Raw genomic sequence first — 18,438 nt, 5'->3', positions numbered from 1 at the left:
GTGAGAAGCCCTATTCAATCCCGCAGCACAACGCGACTGCGTGGATTTACTCTAATAGAAATTCTGCTGGTTCTCGTATTACTGTCATTGACTGCGGTTGCGGTGATCGCAACCATTCCAACCAATGCCAAAGACGTTGCTAAGCAGTATGCACAGAGCTTCTATCAGCGCGTGCAGCTTCTTAATGAAGAGGCGATTTTAAGTGGCTTAGATTTCGGCATTCGTGTCGATGAACAGAAATCCACTTATGTTCTGATGAGCTTGAACTCTGAAGGTTGGCAAGAGGTGGAATTTGAAAAGATCCCTTCTATCACCGAACTGCCTGAAGAACTCTCTCTTTCATTAAGCTTGGGTGGCGGGGCATGGCAAGACGACGATCGTCTTTTCAATCCCGGTAGCCTGTTTGATGAAGATATGTTTGCCGACCTGGAAGAAGAGAAGAAACCTAAGCCGCCTCAGATCTATATTTTATCGAGTGCTGAGTTGACGCCTTTTACTCTCTCATTCTACCCAAATACTGGTGACTCTTTGCAAGACGGTTGGCGTATTCGTGTGCAAGACAATGGGGTGATTCGCCTGTTGCAACCTGGAGAGCAAGATGAAGAAGAGTAATCTTAGCTCAAAGCGTCAGCGTGGTATGACTCTGCTCGAGGTCTTGGTGGCTCTGGCAATTTTTGCCACGGCTGCGATCAGCGTGATACGTGCTGTGACTCAACACATCAATACACTCAGCTACTTGGAAGAGAAAACCTTTGCCGCCATGGTTGTGGACAATCAAATGGCGATGGTAATGCTCCACCCTGAGAAGCTAAAAAAAGCGCAAGGCACACAAAAGTTGGCCGAGCGAGATTGGTTTTGGACAGTGACCCCAGTGGCAACCAGCGATAATTTGCTCAAGGCTTTTGATGTCAGTGTGGCAACCAGCAAGAATGCATCACCTGTGGTGACGGTACGCAGTTATGTCTCAAATTAGTCGCACCCGCTCTCCACGCAATAGAGCCAAAGGCTTCACCTTGATAGAGGTGCTGGTCTCGATCGCGATATTTGCCACTTTAAGTGTGGCGGCGTATCAGGTCGTCAATCAGATCCAACGTAGTAATGAGGTCTCAATTGAACGTAGTGCTCGATTGAATGCACTGCAGCGTAGCTTGGTCATTTTAGATAATGATTTTCGTCAGATGGCGCAACGTCAGTTCCGCACTAATGGTGAAGAAGCATCATCTAAACTGATCCTGATGCAGGAATACCTGCTCGACTCCGATACCCTTGGTGTCATGTTCACCCGTTTGGGATGGCATAACCCTCAACAGCAGTTTCCGCGCGGTGAGGTGACTAAGGTCGGCTATCGCATCAAGGAAGAGACTCTTGAAAGGGTATGGTGGCGTTATCCTGATACGCCGACAGGTCAAGAGGGTGTGGTGACTCCACTGCTCGAAGGCATAGAGGCCTTCAGTTTGGAATTCTACAACGGAAGCTCTTGGCTTAAAGAGTGGCAAACCGATGGTGCGCTACCAAAAGCGGTAAGGCTAAAGCTGACCCTTAAAGATTATGGTGAGATTGAGCGAATCTACCTAACGCCAAGCGGCAGTATTAATACCAGTGATAGCAGCGACAGCTCCTCATCGAGTGGGGGCAATAATGGTTAAGCATTATCGAGGCTCTAGGGTAAAACCTAACAAGCAGCGCGGTGTCGCCTTGATCGTGATACTGATGCTATTGGCGATCATGGCAACGATTGCGGGCAGTATGTCTGAACGGTTATTTACCCAGTTCAAGCGTGTTGGCAATCAGCTCAATTATCAACAGGCCTATTGGTACAGTATCGGTATCGAAGCCTTGGCGAAGGTGGGTATTGAGCAGAGTTACAAAGACAGCGATACCATTAATTTAAGCCAGCCATGGGCACTGGAAGAGCAGGTTTATCCGCTCGATTATGGTCAAGTGGTTGGGCATATTCGCGACGGACAAGCGTGCTTTAATTTGAATGCATTGAAGTCGGTGACTGCGACCACAGACAATCAATCACCTTACTTGGTGTCTGTATGGCAAACCCTGCTACAAAATTTGGAAGTGGACTCTTATCAAGCGGAAGTGATTGCAAACTCGACTTGGGAGTTCGTTGATGAGGATACTCGAAGCATCTCTTCGGTCGGGGTCGAAGACAGCACTTACGAAGCGATGAAGCCGTCTTATCTAGCGGCGAATGGTTTGATCGCCGATGAATCTGAGTTGCGTGCGATTTACCAAGTCAGTGGCGAAGTGATGGATAAGGTTCGCCCTTATGTGTGTGCTTTGCCAAGTGATGATTGGCGTTTGAATGTGAATACACTATCTGTAAAACAGGCGCCCTTGTTGGAAGCGATGTTTGCTCCTAATTTGAGTGAATCAGACGCCAAAGCATTAATTGAAAACCGCCCCTTTGATGGCTGGGATAGCATTGATGATTTCTTAGCTGAGTCGAATTTATCGAGTGTCAGTGCGGATGTAACCAAGAACGCCAAAGGGTATTTAGCGGTAGACAGTAGTTACTTCGAGTTGGATGCCGAAGTATTAGTGGAGAAGTCGCGTGTTCGAATACGCACTCTCTTTTATAGTAGTAATCGAGAAACAGTGACGGTAGTGCGCCGTCGCTTTGGAGGAATCAGTGAGCGAGTTTCTGACCGTTCGACTGAGTAGCGAACCACAAAGCCCAGTGCAGTGGTTAGTTTGGTCGACAAGCCAGCAAGAAGTTATTGCAAGTGGTGAACTTGCTAGCTGGCAACAGCTCAATGAGTTGACACCATATGCTGAAAAACGGACCTGTATTGCTCTGTTATCGGGCAACGATTGCCTGTTAAAGCGTGTCGAGATCCCGAAAGGGGCGGCACGTCAGTTTGATTCAATGCTGCCATTTCTTCTAGAAGATGAGGTTGCGCAAGATATTGAAGATCTGCACTTTACCATTCTGGATAAAGGGGCGGAATCTGCGGTTGTTTGTGGTGTGGAGCATCAGTGGCTCAACCAGATTATTGGCGCATTTTCAGAAATTGGTATCGCGATTCGCAAAGTTTTGCCGGATACATTGGCACTTCCCGTGGATGCTGAAGGTGTGACTGCGCTGCAGATTGATGACCAGTGGTTACTGCGTCAAAGTACCTATCAAGCGGTCTCGATTCGCCAAGCATGGCTGCCAATGTTCCTGAACAGCGATTGGTTGAAGAGTGAAGAAGAGGTTAAGCCAACCATCTTCAGTTATACCGCGCTACCTCAAGCCGATGTTCAACAGCAGAGCAATGTCGAGTGGCAGGAGAAGCCTGCAGAATTGGTCATGGCTGTGCTTAGCCAACAAGCGATTACGAGTGGCATTAACCTGCTCACAGGGCGCTTCAAAACCAAGTCCTCATTTACTAAGTATTGGAAGGTTTGGCAGAAGGTCGCTATTGCCGCTTGTTTGCTTATTGCTGTTGTTGCAACGCAGCAAACGCTGAAAGTGCAGCGCTATGAAGCGGAAGCTCAAGCTTATCGTGCTGAGAGTGAGCGCATCTTCCGTGCTGTGTTGCCGGGGAAACGCAAAATACCAAGCGTGACTTACCTGAAACGTACCATGAATGAAGAAGCGAGCCGATATGGTGGCTCGGGTGATGGTGCGACACTGCTGGGTTGGCTTACTCAATTGCCAAACACGCTTGGGCAGGTGACCACGATTGAAGTCGAGAGCATTCGTTACGACGGCAACCGTTCAGAAGTACGCCTGCAAGCAAAGAGCTCGGATTTCCAACACTTCGAGACAGCACGTACCAAGTTAGCCGAGAAATTCTCTGTTGAACAAGGGCCACTTAACCGTAACGGTGATGCAGTCTACGGAAGCTTTACCCTTAAACCATTACAGTAACTCACGTTAGGAGATCAATGATGAGAAATATGATTGAGCCACTCCAAGCGTGGTGGACATCGATTAGTCAGCGCGAGCAGAGACTCGTAATTGGGTGCTCTATCTTGTTGGTAGTTGGCGTTGTTTATTGGGGATTGCTGCAGCCTTTAAACGCCCGTGCAGAATTAGCACAAAGCCGAATCCAGAGTGAGAAGCAGTTGTTGACTTGGGTAACGAACAAAGCGGATGAAATCGTGGATCTGCGCGGCAGTGGCGGCGCAAAGAGTTCAGAGCCATTGAACCGCTCAGTACCTGCTTCAATGCGTCGCTTCAAGATTGAATTGATTCGAGTGCAACCTCGTGGTGACATGCTGCAAGTGTGGGTTAAACCCGTACCATTTAATCAATTTGTGGATTGGCTTACTTATCTAAAAGAGCAACAGGGTGTGGAAGTCGAATTCATGGATATTGACCGCAGTGACACGCCGGGCGTGATTGACGTCAAACGATTACAGTTCAAACGAGGTTAATGTGAAGCGAGGTTCAACTTTAAAATACGGTTTACTCTTTAGTACCATTTTTATCCTGTTCTTTTCGGTTAGCCTGATCCTGCATCTGCCAGCGTCGTTTGCTCTTAAACATGCCCCTAAGGTAAGAGGGCTGCAAATCGATGGTGTGCAAGGTTCTATCTGGCAGGGCAGTGCAAGTAATATTGCTTGGCAGCGAGTGAATTACGGTTCAGTTCAATGGGGTTTCCAGTTTAGCCAGCTATTCACAGGCAAAGCAGAGCTCGCGGTTCGATTTGGTCGCGACAGTGACATGAACCTACGTGGTAAGGGCTATGTTGGTTACAGCATGAATGGTGCCTACGCGCAGAATTTGGTCGCATCGCTACCGGCTGAAGATGTCATGAAATACGTGCCGAACATTCCAGTACCCATCACTGCAGTGGGTCAGGTTGAATTAACTATTAAGCACCTTCAGCAAGGGCAACCTTGGTGTCAAACGGGTGAAGGTACTGTGGCATGGTCAGGAGCAGGCGCGGATACTCCACTCGGCTCGTTAGACTTCGGTCCAGTGATTGCAGATGTCACCTGTCAAGACAACACCATTGCGGCTAAGGGTGAGCAGAAAACCAATCAGGTAGAGAGCGCATTTACGGCCAACTTAACACCAAACCTGCGCTATTCAACCACGGCATGGTTCAAACCGGGCACTGAGTTCCCACAAGCGATGCAGAACCAACTGCGCTGGTTAGGTAACCCAGACAGCCAAGGTAAGTACCAGTTTACTTATCAAGGGCGTTTGTAGACGAGTTTAGATACAAAAATGGGCACCAACGAGGTGCCCATTTTTTATGGATAGGATTAATCTTTACCCTGCAAGATTTCAGCCCAAGGTAGGTCGGCGTCGCCGAGTACGATGAAGTTTGGGTTCTCTAGGGTTTCACGTTCGTTGTATGACAGCGGCTCTAGTTGGGTGCTTAAGATGCGTCCGCCCGCTTCTTCAACGATGCATTGAGTTGCAGCTGTATCCCATTCACCCGTTGGACCTAAACGCAGGTAACAGTCTACAGCGCCCTCTGCGACTAGGCAGGCTTTAAGAGCGGCAGAGCCAAGTGGTACTAGGTCGTAGTTCCATTTCGGGCTCATGCGGCTGGTGATACGGTTGATATCTTGGCGGCGGCTGATCGCCATCGCAATTGGCTGATTTGGTAGCTCATGGCGATGAGTCTTGATCTTCACACTGTCGTTCAAATCTGGAATCTTCCATGCGCCTTTGCCGTCGTAAGCATAGTAAGTCACGCCCGATACTGGGCCGTAAACTACGCCCATCACGGGTTTGTTATGCTCAATCAGCGCAATGATGGTAGCAAAGTCTCCGCTACGAGCGATGAACTCTTGGGTCCCATCAAGTGGGTCCACCAACCAGTAGCGATCCCATTGAGAGCGCTTCTCTAGGCTGATGTCGGCTGCTTCCTCGGATAACACTGGGATGTCTGGGGTCAGTTCACTTAGTCTTTGTGAAATGAGCTTGTGCGCCGCAAGATCGGCACTGGTGACGGGGGTATCGTCACTCTTGGTGTACTCTTCGTAATCTTTCTTCTCGTAGATCTCTAAGATCAGTTGCCCGGCTGAGCGAGCGACTTCAATCACGGAAGGCAATAGATGGGATAAATCTTTTGTCATTGGCATAAAAAGTCTCTTACTCTTCGTCAGATTGTTGTTTTAGTAGTCGAAGAGCCAGTAATAAAGCGGTGATGGAGCGAGCTTCACAGAAGTCGAGGTGCGTAAGTAACTCTTCTCCTTGAGCCAGCGGCCAGCGCACAATATCCAGTGGTTCTGGTTCGTCACCTTCTAGCTGTTCTGGGTAGAGGTCTTCGGCAATAAACAGTGTCATTTTGCTCGAAAAATAAGAAGGGGCGAGAATCACTTCCTTGAGTGGCGTCAGTTTGCGAGCGCCAAAACCAATCTCTTCTTTTAGTTCTCGTACCGCCGCTTCGTTTGGTGTTTCACCTTGGTCGATGAGACCTTTAGGGAAGCCGAGCTCATAGCGCTCTGTACCTGCAGCGTATTCACGTACCAATAGGATATCGCCTTGCTCAGTAATTGGGACCATCATTACTGCATTGCGACCGCTTGGCTTCATGCGTTCATAGGTACGATGCTCACCGTTAGAAAACTTGAGATCGAGAGATTCGATGGAGAATAGTTTTGATTGAGCGACAGTTTGCTTAGCCAAGATTTCTGGCTTGGTCCTTTTTGTCATGCGCTCGCTCCTTAGCTTTTTGGGAAGTCTTTCTAATATAGGGGAAATGACGGTGACTTCCTAGAGGTGAGTTTTTATATCATGGAATTATTGAATAGGAAGCGATTGCAATGGTGGTTGTATGGATTAGAACGCCATTCTATTGATTTTATTAACGAAGTTAATGCTTGAATTGGTCGCCCTCATAGTAGTGCACAAAAGTGCTGTCATTAAAAAAACAAAAAGGCCGATGTTTTCACATCAGCCTTAGTCTCTAATCTTAGGTGTGATTAGTAGTAAGAGTGCTCACCGCGATCGTGCTCAGTTGCATCACGAACGGCTGTTAGTTCACCCTCGAACTGTTGTAGAAGTTCTTTCTCGATGCCTTCTTTTAGCGTTACATCAACCATAGAACAACCGTTACAACCACCACCAAACGCGACGATAGCAACGCCTTCATCTGTGATTTCAACTAGGCTTACGTGACCGCCGTGGCCTGCTAGTTGTGGGTTAACTTGAGTCTGGATTGCGTACTCAACACGCTCTAGAAGTGGCGCGTCATCAGCCACTTTACGCATTTTTGCGTTTGGTGCTTTTAGAGTTAGCTGAGAACCCATTTTGTCTGTAACGAAGTCGATTTCAGCTTCATCTAGGAAAGGTAGGCTTAGCTCATCTACGTAAGCAGAGAAGCCTTCAAATGCTAGTTCAGTATCAGATGCTTCTACCGCATCTGTAGGGCAGTAAGAAACGCCACACTCTGCATTTTGTGTACCTGGGTTTACCACGAATACGCGGATGTTAGTCCCTTCTGGCTGCTGTGACAGCAGATTAGCAAAATGAGTTTGAGCTGTTTCTGTAATAGTAATATTTGACACGACGAATACCTGAGTAAATTTGTAGGCTATTACTGCCATTCTACTCCTGTCAGAGCGGTAATTCAGCCCTTTTTTGCTGAATTGATAGACAAGTTTCGAGGGAAATTGACTAGGACGCGGGTTCAGGAGTGCGACAGATGCAGTAAATATCAATCCTTTTTACGCCCACTTCAAGTAGCAATTGGCATAATTGATACACGGTACTGCCTGTGGTCACGACGTCATCGATGATTGCAACATGGGCGTCGCCTTTTTCTATCAGTTTCATCACATCTTTGTTTCTTAAGGAGAAAACCTTGTGAAGATTGCATTGTCGTTGCTTTTTACTTAGACCTTGTTGGGTGGGTGTAGCGCGATTACGACGAAACAAAACATGGCTTTCACTATTTAATTCTTTGGCAAGAGCGTCAGCCAATAAGGCACTTTGATTAAATCCGCGATGCAGGTAGCGCCGCCAGTGCAGTGGCACGCTGGTGATGATGGGGGCGGGCTGCTCTATTTGGCTCGCCAGCAGCTTGACCAGATCGCGGCTTAACCAAAATTGATCACTGTATTTCATCTGGTGAACATAGTGGCTGAGTGGAAAATCATAGTCTCCCACACAGTAAATTCTTTGCCACGGAGGTGGTTGGCGTAAGCACTGTCCACACTCGTTGGCTTCAATGTCCATCTTGATACCACATCGCTGGCAGCGTCTCTGTGGTTCGAAATGAGTTAGGCAGGTATTGCACCATTTCGGATGTGTATCGCTGGGCCGTTTAGGTAACTTACATAAGTGACATTGAGGTGTGACCAGGCGTGGTGTGTGTTTTTGGATCCAATCAGATAACATAGCGGCAGTAGTACATTGATGACCTTGGTTTTATTAGCCTAGTGAGCGTGGTCATCATTGTTGGATGAGAATAGTAGGGATAATTACGAGATGAGCGACAAACTGTATTGGCACGTGTCTGGGCAGGGGCCAGATTTGGTTTTGGTCCATGGATGGGGAATGAACGGTGCGGTGTGGCAGCAAACCGTAACGGTGCTTGAGACTCAATTCCGTGTCCATGTGGTTGATCTACCTGGTTATGGTCACAGCAGTCACTGCCATGCAGATACGCTCGAAGGTATTGCGGAGCAGTTGATGGAAGAGGCGCCAAAACAGGCGATCTGGGTCGGTTGGTCTTTGGGCGGCTTAGTCGCGACGCATATGGCGCTTCATCATACTGATTATGTCTCTAAGCTCGTCACAGTTGCGAGTTCTCCGAAATTCGCAGCGGCCAAAGAACCAGTTCTATGGCGTGGTATTCAACCCAATGTACTGACCAACTTTACCGAGCAGCTGGTGGAAGATTTCCAAACCACTATCGAACGCTTCATGGCGCTGCAAGCAATGGGCAGTCCATCAGCAAGACAAGATGTGAAGCAGCTTAAACAAGCAGTCCTGTCGCGTCCATTGCCGAACCCAGACTCACTGCTTGCTGGATTAAAAATGCTTTCAGATGTCGATCTGCGTGAGCGCTTACCTGAGCTAACAGTGCCTATGCTGCGCTTATATGGTCGATTAGATGGTTTGGTGCCGATTAAGGTGGCAAAAGATCTAGAAAAAGCGCTACCAAACACCGAGCAATACATCTTTACCCAGTCTTCGCATGCGCCGTTCATGACAGAAGCGGACGCTTTTTGCTGTGAGCTGATCAGCTTCGCCGAGAAATAATTGCTAAAATTATAGACAACGTGGTCGATATATAATCTAACCAAGGCACTGAACGATGCTCAGCCCTCTCTCTCACCTGAGCAGAACACAGTAGTTTGGGCTATGCCTGTTGTGCTTACTGGGTTCAACGGTGCCATGGCAATAGCGATGGGCGATTCTTGAGGAGAGTTCGCAATGATTGTGTCACCTGCAACGGCAGTAAGTGTGCCACTGATCGCCCCATCTGTTAATGTGCAAACTGAGCAAGTTGCGCGTGAAAATAGAGTTCGAGAGCCTGTTGCTCCAGCCGTCGCATTGGCTAAAACCAATGCAGAGCGCAAGGTAAAATCGGACGATAAACGAAGGCAGCAATCAGCTTGGGATCCCTCTGACCATCCCGGTTATGAAATGGATAACGAGCAGGAAATAAATGCGGTAAACCAAGAAGAGCCTAAAGATCCATTTGATAGGTTGTTCAGCTTATTGGCACTGAGCAGTTATAGTGCTGATCAAGGAAAGGGTTACACCATGCGTTTTCGATTGCCCAAGCACATTCTTGATGCGGCGATTCGAGAAGGGCAGATGGAACAACGACGTAAGGTCATTAAGTATCACTATGGCCATGCTGTTGCGCCTCATAAGCCATCTGAGGTATTGGTTGTGCTCTAGCGCAGTCAATATCGCCAAGCCTTTTTGAACCTAATAAAAAACCTGCATGCCAGTGGCGATGCAGGTTTTCTGTTTTTAGGAGCAAGCTTTTTCATCTAGGAGCACGTTCTTGTGTCTAGAAGAAAGCTTTTACAGCTTTAGGTCTACTATGATCCAAACGCTTTTCTAGCCGCTCACTCCCTTATCGTGAAGCGTTATTTCTTCGCTTTTGCAAAAGCAGCAGCAAACGCGCCACCCATAGCGCCGTTCTGTTGTGGCTCTTCACGACGACGCTGACCGCCTTGCGATGGACGACCTTGAGAACGAGGTGCAGATGAACGTTGAGCACGGTTATCTTGTCCCGGCTCGTCTTTCATGCGCATGCTTAGTGCAATACGCTTACGCTGCACGTCCACTTCCATCACTTTCACTTTAACGATGTCGCCTGCTTTTACCACTTCACGTGGATCAGAAACAAAGCGATCAGTCAGTGCTGAAATATGTACCAGACCGTCTTGGTGAACACCGATATCAACGAAGGCACCAAAGTTGGCTACGTTAGAGACCACGCCCTCTAGAATCATGCCTGGCTCTAAATCAGACACCGAGTTAACACCTTCTGCAAAAGTCGCCGTTTTGAACTCAGGACGCGGGTCACGGCCCGGTTTATCTAGTTCTTTAATGATATCTGTGACGGTTGGAACACCAAAGTTATCGTCGGTGTAATCGACCGCGTGCAGGCCTTTTAAGAAGCCAGAGTCGCCGATCAGTGTCTTAATGTCTTTGCTGTTCTTCTCAGAGATCGCTTTTACCACAGGGTAAGCTTCAGGGTGAACTGCTGAGGCATCGAGTGGGTTTTTACCACCCATGATACGCAGGAAGCCGGCACACTGTTCAAAGGCTTTTGGCCCCAAGCGCGCAACTTTCCTCAACGTGGTACGCGCTTCAAAGCGGCCGTTCTCATCACGGTAATCAACAATGTTCTGTGCGATGGTGCTAGATAGGCCAGCAACACGAGTCAAAAGTGCGGCGGAGGCAGTGTTTACATCAACACCGACGGCGTTTACACAGTCTTCGACGATCGCGTCTAGGCGTTTCGCGAGCATGGTTTGGCTCACATCGTGTTGGTATTGGCCAACACCGATCGATTTCGGGTCAATCTTAACTAGTTCTGCCAGTGGGTCTTGTAGACGACGAGCAATCGATACGGCACCACGCAACGACACGTCCATATTCGGGAACTCTTTCGCTGCAAGCTCAGAGGCCGAGTAAACCGATGCACCAGCTTCACTCACAATGATCTTCTGTACTTTTAGGTTGCCGCGCTTAATCACGTCAGCCACAAAGCTGTCGGTTTCGCGTGAAGCTGTACCGTTACCAATCGCAATTAGATCAACATTGAATTGACGCACCATCTGCTCAACGATGTGTGCAGATTTGTCGTATTGCTTTTGTGGTGGATGAGGGTAGATGGTTTCTGTTGCGAGCACTTTACCTGTTGCATCAACTACAGCGATTTTTGAACCTGTACGTAGACCTGGATCGAGACCTAGCGTTGCACGAGGACCAGCCGGAGCAGCCATCAATAGATCTTTCAGGTTAGTCGCGAATACTTCAATCGCTTCGATTTCTGCACGCTCTTTCATTGCGCCCATCAACTCGGTTTCCATGTGCATCGATACTTTAATGCGCCATGCCCAGCTGATCACCTGTTTACGCCATGTATCGGCAGGGGCGCTGCTCAGAGTAATACCGTAGTGATCAGAGATGATGTTTTCACAGTAAGAACCTCGCACTCCCTCTTCTTGCTCTGGGTCTGCGTTCATGGTCAGGGTTAGGAAGCCTTCGTTGCGGCCACGCAGCATGGCTAGTGCTCGGTGTGAAGGGACTTTGCTCAGCGTTTCGTCATGCTCGAAGTAGTCTTTGAACTTTTCGCCTTCTTGCTCTTTCCCTGCAACAACGCGCGCGCCCAGTGCCGCATTACGCGTCAGGTGCTGACGGATTTTCTCAAGCAGGTTTGCATCTTCTGCGATGCGCTCCATGATAATGGCCCGAGCGCCATCCAGTGCAGCCTTGGTATCTTCAATGCCTTTTTCACTATTCAGGTATTGAGAGGCTTCACTTTCTGGATCGTGTTGTGGCTCGTTCCACAGCGTCTCTGCGAGTGGCTCTAGGCCTGCTTCAATCGCAATTTGACCTTTGGTGCGACGCTTAGGTTTGTAAGGCAGGTATAAATCTTCTAGGCGGGTTTTGCTGTCGGCTTGAGTGATCTCTTTTTCAAGCTCAGCGGTCAGCTTGCCTTGGTCTTGAATTGATTTGAGGATCGTTTGGCGGCGATCGTCGAGTTCACGCAGATAAGAAAGTCGGCTGTCTAGATTACGTAATTGGGTGTCATCAAGGCCGCCCGTTACCTCTTTACGGTAACGTGCAATAAAGGGAACCGTGTTACCGTCATCGATTAGGGTAACTGCTGCGGTCACTTGATCGGGGCGAACGCTCAGCTCTTGAGCGATCTGTCTACAGATAGCTTGGCTCATCCGTTGAATCTCTTTTTGATTATCGTGCCCACATATATGGGGGTGAACCTTAGCTTTTTCTAGCTTTGCTAAGTCAATTTCCTGTTTGTTCGGTGATTTCCCGATCTGACATACCCTTTGTGCGAGATCTCTTACAAGTGATGTGCGACTAAATCACTTTGTGACGTCCACTTTTGCCATGTTTTTATTTAAGTGTCTGAAAAATAACAACTTACATCAAGTGTGATATAGATCTCATCCATTTTTAATGAGCAGATGTCTGGGATGGGCTCAGGTTTCGGGTAATATTTACCTTGTCGACAGGGAGTTGGCAGGAACAGGAAAAAGCCTAACGGATTAGGTATCTTCAGGATGAAGATTTGATTGCTTAGGATGAGTGGTCAGCAAGGATGTAAAACACTGATTGAGTTTGATGTGGCTAGGATGGTTACTGATGCTGATGAAAGTGAATATCTCTGGATGAGATTAGCCCGTCAGGATGATAGGCAAGCATGGACACCGCTAGGATGGCGATGACAAAAGGAAATCGGTTAAAGGATTTAGCCAATATCAAGGAAAGATGCAGGGAGCACCTTATCTCAATGAGATAAATAGTGGCAGGAAGGCTACGAAAGAACTTAACCCCGTAGGGCGCAAGCCTCACGGGGTTTCCTTTTATCTAGAGCCTTGAAAAGTCTCTATGGTGTATAGCGAATCGCATTCACAAACCACTCTTTGTCGCCCTCTGGGGTACGCACCGTGAACTCATCATCCACTTCTTTCTTGAGCAGGGCTCGTGCCATTGGTGAGTCAATGGAGACGTAATCTTTCACACCGCCATAGATCTCATCTGGCCCAACAATACGAAATGACTTGGTATCGCCATCGTCATTCTCTATTTCAACCCAAGCACCAAAAAACACTTTGCCTTCTTGCTGTGGCGAGTAGTCGACGACCTTTACTTGGTCGAGTCGTTTTCTTAAATAGCGAACGCGGCGGTCGATCTCACGCAGGCGTTTCTTGTTGTACTGATAGTCTGCATTTTCACTGCGGTCTCCGAGGCTCGCTGCCCACGTTACTTTCTTGGTCACTTCAGGACGATCTTCTCGCCATAGGAAATTCAGCTCTTTTGTGAGTTTTTCATAACCCTCACGAGTAATTAAGTTTGTTTTCATAACTCTGACTTAGTGAAATCATGTTCTAAGATAGAATATATAGAAAGGCAACATACGTTAACAATTCTTTAGGCGACATTTTCTCCAAGAATGTTACATTTTCAATGTCTAAAAAGAATACTTAATCTTCAAGTTTGAGTTTTAATAGGTGGAACCATTACATGCAAGAAAACTACAAAATCTTAGTGGTCGATGACGATGCGCGCCTTCGTGCATTGCTGGAACGCTACTTGTCTGAACAAGGCTTTCAAGTGCGTAGCGTGGCGAACAGTGAGCAGATGGACCGCCTGTTAACCCGTGAAAACTTTCACTTGATGGTGCTGGACTTAATGCTACCGGGCGAAGATGGCTTATCTATCTGTCGCCGTCTGCGTAATGCTAACAACATGCTGCCTATCCTAATGCTGACAGCAAAGGGTGATGAAGTAGATCGTATTGTTGGCCTAGAAGTGGGTGCCGACGACTACCTGCCAAAACCATTCAACCCGCGTGAGTTGCTTGCTCGTATTAAAGCGGTACTGCGTCGCCAAGTGATTGAAGCACCGGGCGCACCAAGCACGGAAGAGTCTGTGGTTGAGTTTGGCGAATTCCGCCTGAATCTAGGCACGCGTGAGATGTTCCGTGGTGAAGAGCCAATGCCACTGACTTCTGGTGAGTTTGCAGTATTGAAGTCGCTCGTAACTAATGCGCGTGAACCTATGTCTCGCGACAAGCTGATGAACATGGCTCGTGGTCGTGAATACTCGGCAATGGAACGCTCTATCGATGTGCAGATCTCTCGCCTGCGTCGTCTGGTTGAAGAAGATCCAAGTAAGCCGCGCTACATCCAAACGGTGTGGGGCTTGGGTTACGTGTTTGTTCCAGATGGAAAAGCCGTATAACGCTGCCAGTCATTATCGTGATTGAAATGTGATTTCTATCGGGCCATCTCATTGTTATGTGATGGCCCGTTTTCTATTCAGAACGAAGGTTTATGGTTATAGTCATATAACGCTTTGTTTTTTCTCTCTACACTTTGGGTACCCTATGCGTATACGTAGCTCCTTTACTCAATCTATCGTTCTCTTCTTAACCTTGTTGGTTGCCAGCCAAATCTTCTCTTACTACGCGGTGTTTAATTACGCCTTGATGCCGAGTTTGCAGCAGTTTAATAAGATCTTGGCGCATGAGCTGAACTTGGTTTTGGACGAAGGTGACCTTGATATTGGGATGGACGCACCGCTGCGTCAGCGTGTATTAGAGCAGCTTGGCGTGACAGTACATACCAAAGACAGCGACACAGCGGGTGAGTTTTACCATGCTGTGGCGATAGACCTGATGAGTGAAGAGATGACCAAGGAGCTTGGTTCGGAAACTGAGGTGAGACTGATCTTAGGTTCCGAGAGCTATGTGCTATGGATGGATATAGCGCAGCTACCTAACTCACTGATTCGAATCCCACTCTCTGAGCTACAAGAAGAAGACTTTGCGCCGCTATTTCGCAATAGTTTGATTATGGCGCTGCTGATCATTGCTGGTGGTTGGTTGTTTATACGCTTACAGAATCGCCCGTTGATTGCACTAGAGAAAGCCGCCAAAGGAGTAGGGCGTGGCGATATTCCACCACCGCTACCAGTGCAAGGTGCACAAGAGATTCGCTCGGTGACTCGCGCCTTTAACCAGATGTCGAAAGGCATTCAAGAGCTGGAAGAAGACAGAGCGCTGTTGATGGCGGGTATCAGCCATGACCTGCGTACGCCATTAACCCGTATTCGTTTAGCGACAGAGATGATGTCTCCAGAAGACAGCTACTTAGCTGATGGCATTATCAGTGATACTGAAGAGTGTAATGAGATCATCAGCCAGTTTATGGATTACCTAAAACCTGTTGATCGTAACTCTTTCCAAGCGGTGTTCTTAGAAGATATCGCTGGAGAAGTAGCAAGCTCTGAAGGTGGCTATGAGGTCGAGATTGAAACTGACTTATCTTCTAATATGAAGCCTGCCTTGGGTAACCCGATTGCGATTAAACGCGCCATCAGCAACTTAGTGGTTAACGCCCTGCGTTATGGTAATGGCTGGGTCAAAGTCACCACAGGCATGACCGCGGATAATAAGCTGGCTTGGGTAACGGTGGAAGATAATGGCCCCGGTATTCCTCAAGATCAGATCAGTAAGCTGTTCGAACCTTTCACCCGAGGCGACACCGCTCGTGGCAGTGAAGGTACAGGCTTAGGCTTGGCGATCGTGAAACGCATTGTCAGTCAGCACCAAGGCGCGGTGGTGGTGAATAACCGCAGCCAAGGTGGCTTGAAAGCGCAGATCAGCTTCCCGGTTAAGTCGTAAGTATTAATGAGACTTTCGGGGCTGAGACAGATCCCCGACTCGGTCATTCTTCCCTCTCGGGGATGACGATGTGATTAGTCTTGAAGTGTTGTCCTATTGGGTGGAGTTGCGATAGAGACAGAGTGAAGTTGGTTGCAGCCATCGGGCTACACGACGCGCATCTGCTCTTTACGTCATTCCCTATCGCAAGGGACGAGCGAGTAGGGAATCTTGCTTTTTGCTCTTTTTCGCAAGGGTTCACATGCAAAAAGGCTTCCATGAGGAAGCCTTTTTAGTCTAATCAATTACCAGTAGTCACTACGCCTTGGAGTACACATCACGCTCACCCAGCCAGCGGTTGATGATCGCTCTAGCATTGTCTGGGTAGCTGTCATGGATATGGCGCGCGATACGCTGCACTTCAGGGATTAAACGTTGGTCACGTACCAAGTCGGCAATCTTAAAATCAGCCAAGCCAGTCTGTTTAGTACCAAGTAACTCACCCGGTCCACGGATCTCCAAGTCTCGCTGAGCAATCACAAAGCCATCGTTACTTTCTCGCAGCACACCTAAGCGTTTCTGAGCGGTTTTAGAAAGTGGTGAGTGATACAGCAGTACACAATGACTTGCGACCGAACCTCGACCAACACGGCCACGTAATTGGTGCAGCTGAGCAAGGCCAAGACGTTCTGGGTTCTCGATGATCATTAAGCTCGAGTTCGGCACGTCCACACCAACTTCGATAACCGTTGTCGCGACCAATAGGTGCAGTTTGTTTTCTTTGAACTCCTGCATCACTGCCTGTTTTTCGGCTGGCTTCATGCGACCATGTACTAAACCAATTTTCACATCAGGCAGTTTGCGTTGTAGCTCTTCTGCAGTGTCAGCAGCGGCTTGCGCTTCCAACACTTCAGACTCATCAATCAACGTACACACCCAGTAGGCCTGTTTGCCCTCGTTGAGACAGGCATTACGCACACGTTCGACAATGTCGTCACGCTTGGTATCTGGAATAGCGACGGTTTGAATGGGCGTTCGACCCGGTGGCAGCTCATCAATAATCGAGGTTTCGAGATCGGCATAGGCTGTCATCGCCAGAGTTCGAGGTATTGGCGTTGCTGTCATTACCAGCTGGTGCGGATAGTGGCCTTGCTTAGCACCTTTCTCACGCAGTTCTAATCGCTGGTGGACACCAAATCGATGCTGCTCATCAATGATTACTAGACCGAGGCTATGGAAGGCAACATGTTCTTGGAACAGAGCGTGTGTACCGACCACCATTTGCGCTTCGCCACTGGTAATACGTTCAAGCTCTTTCTCTTTGGCTTTGCCTTTTAGCTTACCGGCGAGCCAACCGACTTGAATCCCCATGCTCTCAAACCAGTTAGCAAAGTTGATGGAATGCTGCTCTGCCAGAAGCTCAGTTGGAGCCATAAGCGCGACTTGCTGACCGTGCTCAAGAGCGCGAACTGCAGCGAGGGCAGCGACTAGGGTTTTACCTGAGCCTACATCACCTTGTACTAAGCGCATCATAGGGTGTGGCTTCTCGAGATCGCCCTCAATCTCTTTTACCACGCGTGCTTGTGCATTGGTTGGAGAGAAGGGTAGTTGAGCCAGCAGTTTATCTTTGAGTGTATGCACTGGCGGTAGTGGAATCGCGTTGTCTTGTTGGCCTTTACTGCGAACCGATAACATTGATAGGTTTTGTGCGAGCAGCTCTTCCATGATCAAACGCAGTTGAGCTGGATGCTTACCTTCATCAAATAGCTCAAGGTTGATCCCCGGTGGTGGTCTATGGATGGTATGTAGCGCCTGAGCCAGTGTAATTTGGTGATCGTATAAACCAGAAGGCAGTAGTTCATTAACCGCGGCTTTATCGATAAGCTCTAGTGCTTGGTCGGTAAGGTTACGCAGCGTGACTTGTCTTAGGCCATCTGTGGTTGGGTAAACCGGTGTCAGGGTTGCTTCAACGTCAGGTTGCTGCCTTGGAGCAAAGAACTTGTAGTCTGGGTGGACGATTTCTAAACCCATACCGCCACGCTTGATCTCGCCGTAGGCATGAACTTGTTTGCCTTCGGCAAAATTGTTCTTCATCCCAGCAGTGAAGTTGAAAAAGCGCAGGGTGATGGTGCCATTTCCATCGCTGATTTTTACCGCCAGCATTTTGCGCTTGCCGAAAATAGTATCGACACTCATCACCTTGCCTTGCACGGCCGCCCAGATCCCAGCATGCAATTTTGCAATCGGGTAGATGCGTGTGCGGTCTTCATAGCGCAGCGGTAAGTGGAACAGTAGGTCTTGTACGTTGTTCAACCCAACCTTGGCCAGTTTCTCGGCGACCTTAGCGCCAACTCCAGACAAAGAGTTAAGAGGAATAGCAGATAAAAGCTGTGACATAACAAGGCTCACGACGGTAATAGATATCGTCTATTCAAGCATTTTACTGGATTTTTGTACAGGACAAAGCGAAAGAGCAGATGAGAGATTCGGGTAAACGGGATGCGAAAAGACTAAGAGCGAGTGCGGGATGTATGTAAATGGGATACGAGAAGAGTAGGAAGTATAAAAAACTAAAGCAGACTCGAAATACGAAGAATGGAGTGGTGAAAAGGTTTTGCTCTTCGTATCACGACACTCGTATCTC

18 protein-coding genes are annotated in these 18,438 nt (G+C 48.2%); 11 read left to right on the top strand and 7 right to left on the bottom strand.

Annotated elements, in window-relative coordinates; translation table 11 throughout:
- The first annotated feature begins 36 nt into the window (after nucleotides 1–36).
- The 7 genes from gspH to KI655_RS10825 are packed head-to-tail and all read left to right on the top strand — an operon-like array spanning nucleotide 37 to nucleotide 5,161.
- On the top strand, nucleotides 37–612 hold the full coding sequence (gene gspH, locus KI655_RS10855) for a type II secretion system minor pseudopilin GspH (RefSeq protein WP_285353334.1): 576 nt from the start codon (nucleotides 37–39) through the stop codon (nucleotides 610–612).
- The gene (gspI, locus tag KI655_RS10850; RefSeq protein WP_285404748.1) at nucleotides 599–973 is read left to right on the top strand and encodes a type II secretion system minor pseudopilin GspI; all 375 of its coding nucleotides are present in this window, start codon (nucleotides 599–601) and stop codon (nucleotides 971–973) included. Before gspH ends, gspI begins: the two co-directional genes overlap by 14 nt.
- Nucleotides 960–1,646 (top strand): type II secretion system minor pseudopilin GspJ, encoded by a 687-nt coding sequence (gene gspJ, locus KI655_RS10845; RefSeq protein WP_285404746.1) that lies wholly within the window; start codon nucleotides 960–962, stop codon nucleotides 1,644–1,646. Before gspI ends, gspJ begins: the two co-directional genes overlap by 14 nt.
- Nucleotides 1,639–2,676 carry a type II secretion system minor pseudopilin GspK gene (gspK, locus tag KI655_RS10840; RefSeq protein WP_285404744.1) on the top strand — a complete coding sequence of 346 codons (1,038 nt, stop codon included), beginning with the start codon at nucleotides 1,639–1,641 and terminating at the stop codon, nucleotides 2,674–2,676. Before gspJ ends, gspK begins: the two co-directional genes overlap by 8 nt.
- The gene (gene gspL / locus KI655_RS10835; RefSeq protein ID WP_285404742.1) at nucleotides 2,645–3,871 is read left to right on the top strand and encodes a type II secretion system protein GspL; all 1,227 of its coding nucleotides are present in this window, start codon (nucleotides 2,645–2,647) and stop codon (nucleotides 3,869–3,871) included. The genes gspK and gspL overlap by 32 nt, the downstream gene beginning before the upstream one ends.
- 20 nt (nucleotides 3,872–3,891) lie before the next feature.
- Nucleotides 3,892–4,380, top strand: a complete 489-nt coding sequence (locus KI655_RS10830; protein WP_285404740.1) for a type II secretion system protein M — start codon at nucleotides 3,892–3,894, stop codon at nucleotides 4,378–4,380.
- A gap of 1 nt (nucleotide 4,381) precedes the next feature.
- Nucleotides 4,382–5,161, top strand: a complete 780-nt coding sequence (locus KI655_RS10825) for a type II secretion system protein N (protein ID WP_285404738.1) — start codon at nucleotides 4,382–4,384, stop codon at nucleotides 5,159–5,161.
- A 56-nt stretch (nucleotides 5,162–5,217) separates the two neighbouring features.
- Here KI655_RS10825 and cysQ read toward each other — a convergent pair whose 3' ends face one another.
- From cysQ to KI655_RS10805, 4 genes are all read right to left on the bottom strand, one after another.
- Nucleotides 5,218–6,045 carry a 3'(2'),5'-bisphosphate nucleotidase CysQ gene (gene cysQ / locus KI655_RS10820; protein ID WP_285404736.1) on the bottom strand — a complete coding sequence of 276 codons (828 nt, stop codon included), beginning with the start codon at nucleotides 6,043–6,045 and terminating at the stop codon, nucleotides 5,218–5,220.
- Between the two features lie 10 nt (nucleotides 6,046–6,055).
- Nucleotides 6,056–6,619 carry an ADP compounds hydrolase NudE gene (gene nudE / locus KI655_RS10815; protein ID WP_285404734.1) on the bottom strand — a complete coding sequence of 188 codons (564 nt, stop codon included), beginning with the start codon at nucleotides 6,617–6,619 and terminating at the stop codon, nucleotides 6,056–6,058.
- Between the two features lie 269 nt (nucleotides 6,620–6,888).
- Nucleotides 6,889–7,473: a Fe-S biogenesis protein NfuA gene (nfuA, locus tag KI655_RS10810; RefSeq protein WP_032551117.1), complete on the bottom strand. Its 585-nt coding sequence runs from the start codon at nucleotides 7,471–7,473 to the stop codon at nucleotides 6,889–6,891.
- A gap of 109 nt (nucleotides 7,474–7,582) precedes the next feature.
- The gene (locus KI655_RS10805) at nucleotides 7,583–8,305 is read right to left on the bottom strand and encodes a ComF family protein (protein WP_306416256.1); all 723 of its coding nucleotides are present in this window, start codon (nucleotides 8,303–8,305) and stop codon (nucleotides 7,583–7,585) included.
- A 90-nt stretch (nucleotides 8,306–8,395) separates the two neighbouring features.
- Between KI655_RS10805 and bioH the strand changes: the two genes are divergently transcribed.
- Nucleotides 8,396–9,172 carry a pimeloyl-ACP methyl ester esterase BioH gene (gene bioH, locus KI655_RS10800; RefSeq protein WP_285404730.1) on the top strand — a complete coding sequence of 259 codons (777 nt, stop codon included), beginning with the start codon at nucleotides 8,396–8,398 and terminating at the stop codon, nucleotides 9,170–9,172.
- A gap of 174 nt (nucleotides 9,173–9,346) precedes the next feature.
- Nucleotides 9,347–9,820 carry a hypothetical protein gene (locus KI655_RS10795; protein ID WP_032551121.1) on the top strand — a complete coding sequence of 158 codons (474 nt, stop codon included), beginning with the start codon at nucleotides 9,347–9,349 and terminating at the stop codon, nucleotides 9,818–9,820.
- A 194-nt stretch (nucleotides 9,821–10,014) separates the two neighbouring features.
- Here KI655_RS10795 and KI655_RS10790 read toward each other — a convergent pair whose 3' ends face one another.
- Both KI655_RS10790 and greB read right to left on the bottom strand, forming a co-directional pair.
- Nucleotides 10,015–12,336, bottom strand: coding sequence for a Tex family protein (locus tag KI655_RS10790; protein WP_285404728.1), 2,322 nt, complete (start codon nucleotides 12,334–12,336; stop codon nucleotides 10,015–10,017).
- A 677-nt stretch (nucleotides 12,337–13,013) separates the two neighbouring features.
- Nucleotides 13,014–13,490 (bottom strand): transcription elongation factor GreB, encoded by a 477-nt coding sequence (gene greB / locus KI655_RS10785; protein ID WP_032551124.1) that lies wholly within the window; start codon nucleotides 13,488–13,490, stop codon nucleotides 13,014–13,016.
- A gap of 161 nt (nucleotides 13,491–13,651) precedes the next feature.
- Here greB and ompR point away from each other — a divergent pair, with 161 nt between their 5' ends.
- Nucleotides 13,652–14,371, top strand: coding sequence for a two-component system response regulator OmpR (gene ompR / locus KI655_RS10780; RefSeq protein ID WP_032551125.1), 720 nt, complete (start codon nucleotides 13,652–13,654; stop codon nucleotides 14,369–14,371).
- 145 nt (nucleotides 14,372–14,516) lie between these two features.
- Nucleotides 14,517–15,815 carry a two-component system sensor histidine kinase EnvZ gene (envZ, locus tag KI655_RS10775; protein ID WP_285404724.1) on the top strand — a complete coding sequence of 433 codons (1,299 nt, stop codon included), beginning with the start codon at nucleotides 14,517–14,519 and terminating at the stop codon, nucleotides 15,813–15,815.
- A gap of 297 nt (nucleotides 15,816–16,112) precedes the next feature.
- On the opposite strand, the gene recG is transcribed toward envZ, so the two are convergent.
- Nucleotides 16,113–18,191 carry an ATP-dependent DNA helicase RecG gene (recG, locus tag KI655_RS10770; protein WP_285404722.1) on the bottom strand — a complete coding sequence of 693 codons (2,079 nt, stop codon included), beginning with the start codon at nucleotides 18,189–18,191 and terminating at the stop codon, nucleotides 16,113–16,115.
- Nucleotides 18,192–18,438: the final 247 nt, after the last annotated feature.

It is taken from the genome of Vibrio sp. D404a (genome assembly GCF_030248535.1).
Lineage (GTDB): Bacteria > Pseudomonadota > Gammaproteobacteria > Enterobacterales > Vibrionaceae > Vibrio.
Note: the sequence above shows the minus strand (reverse complement) of the source record. Positions and strands in the feature narration are given on the sequence as shown.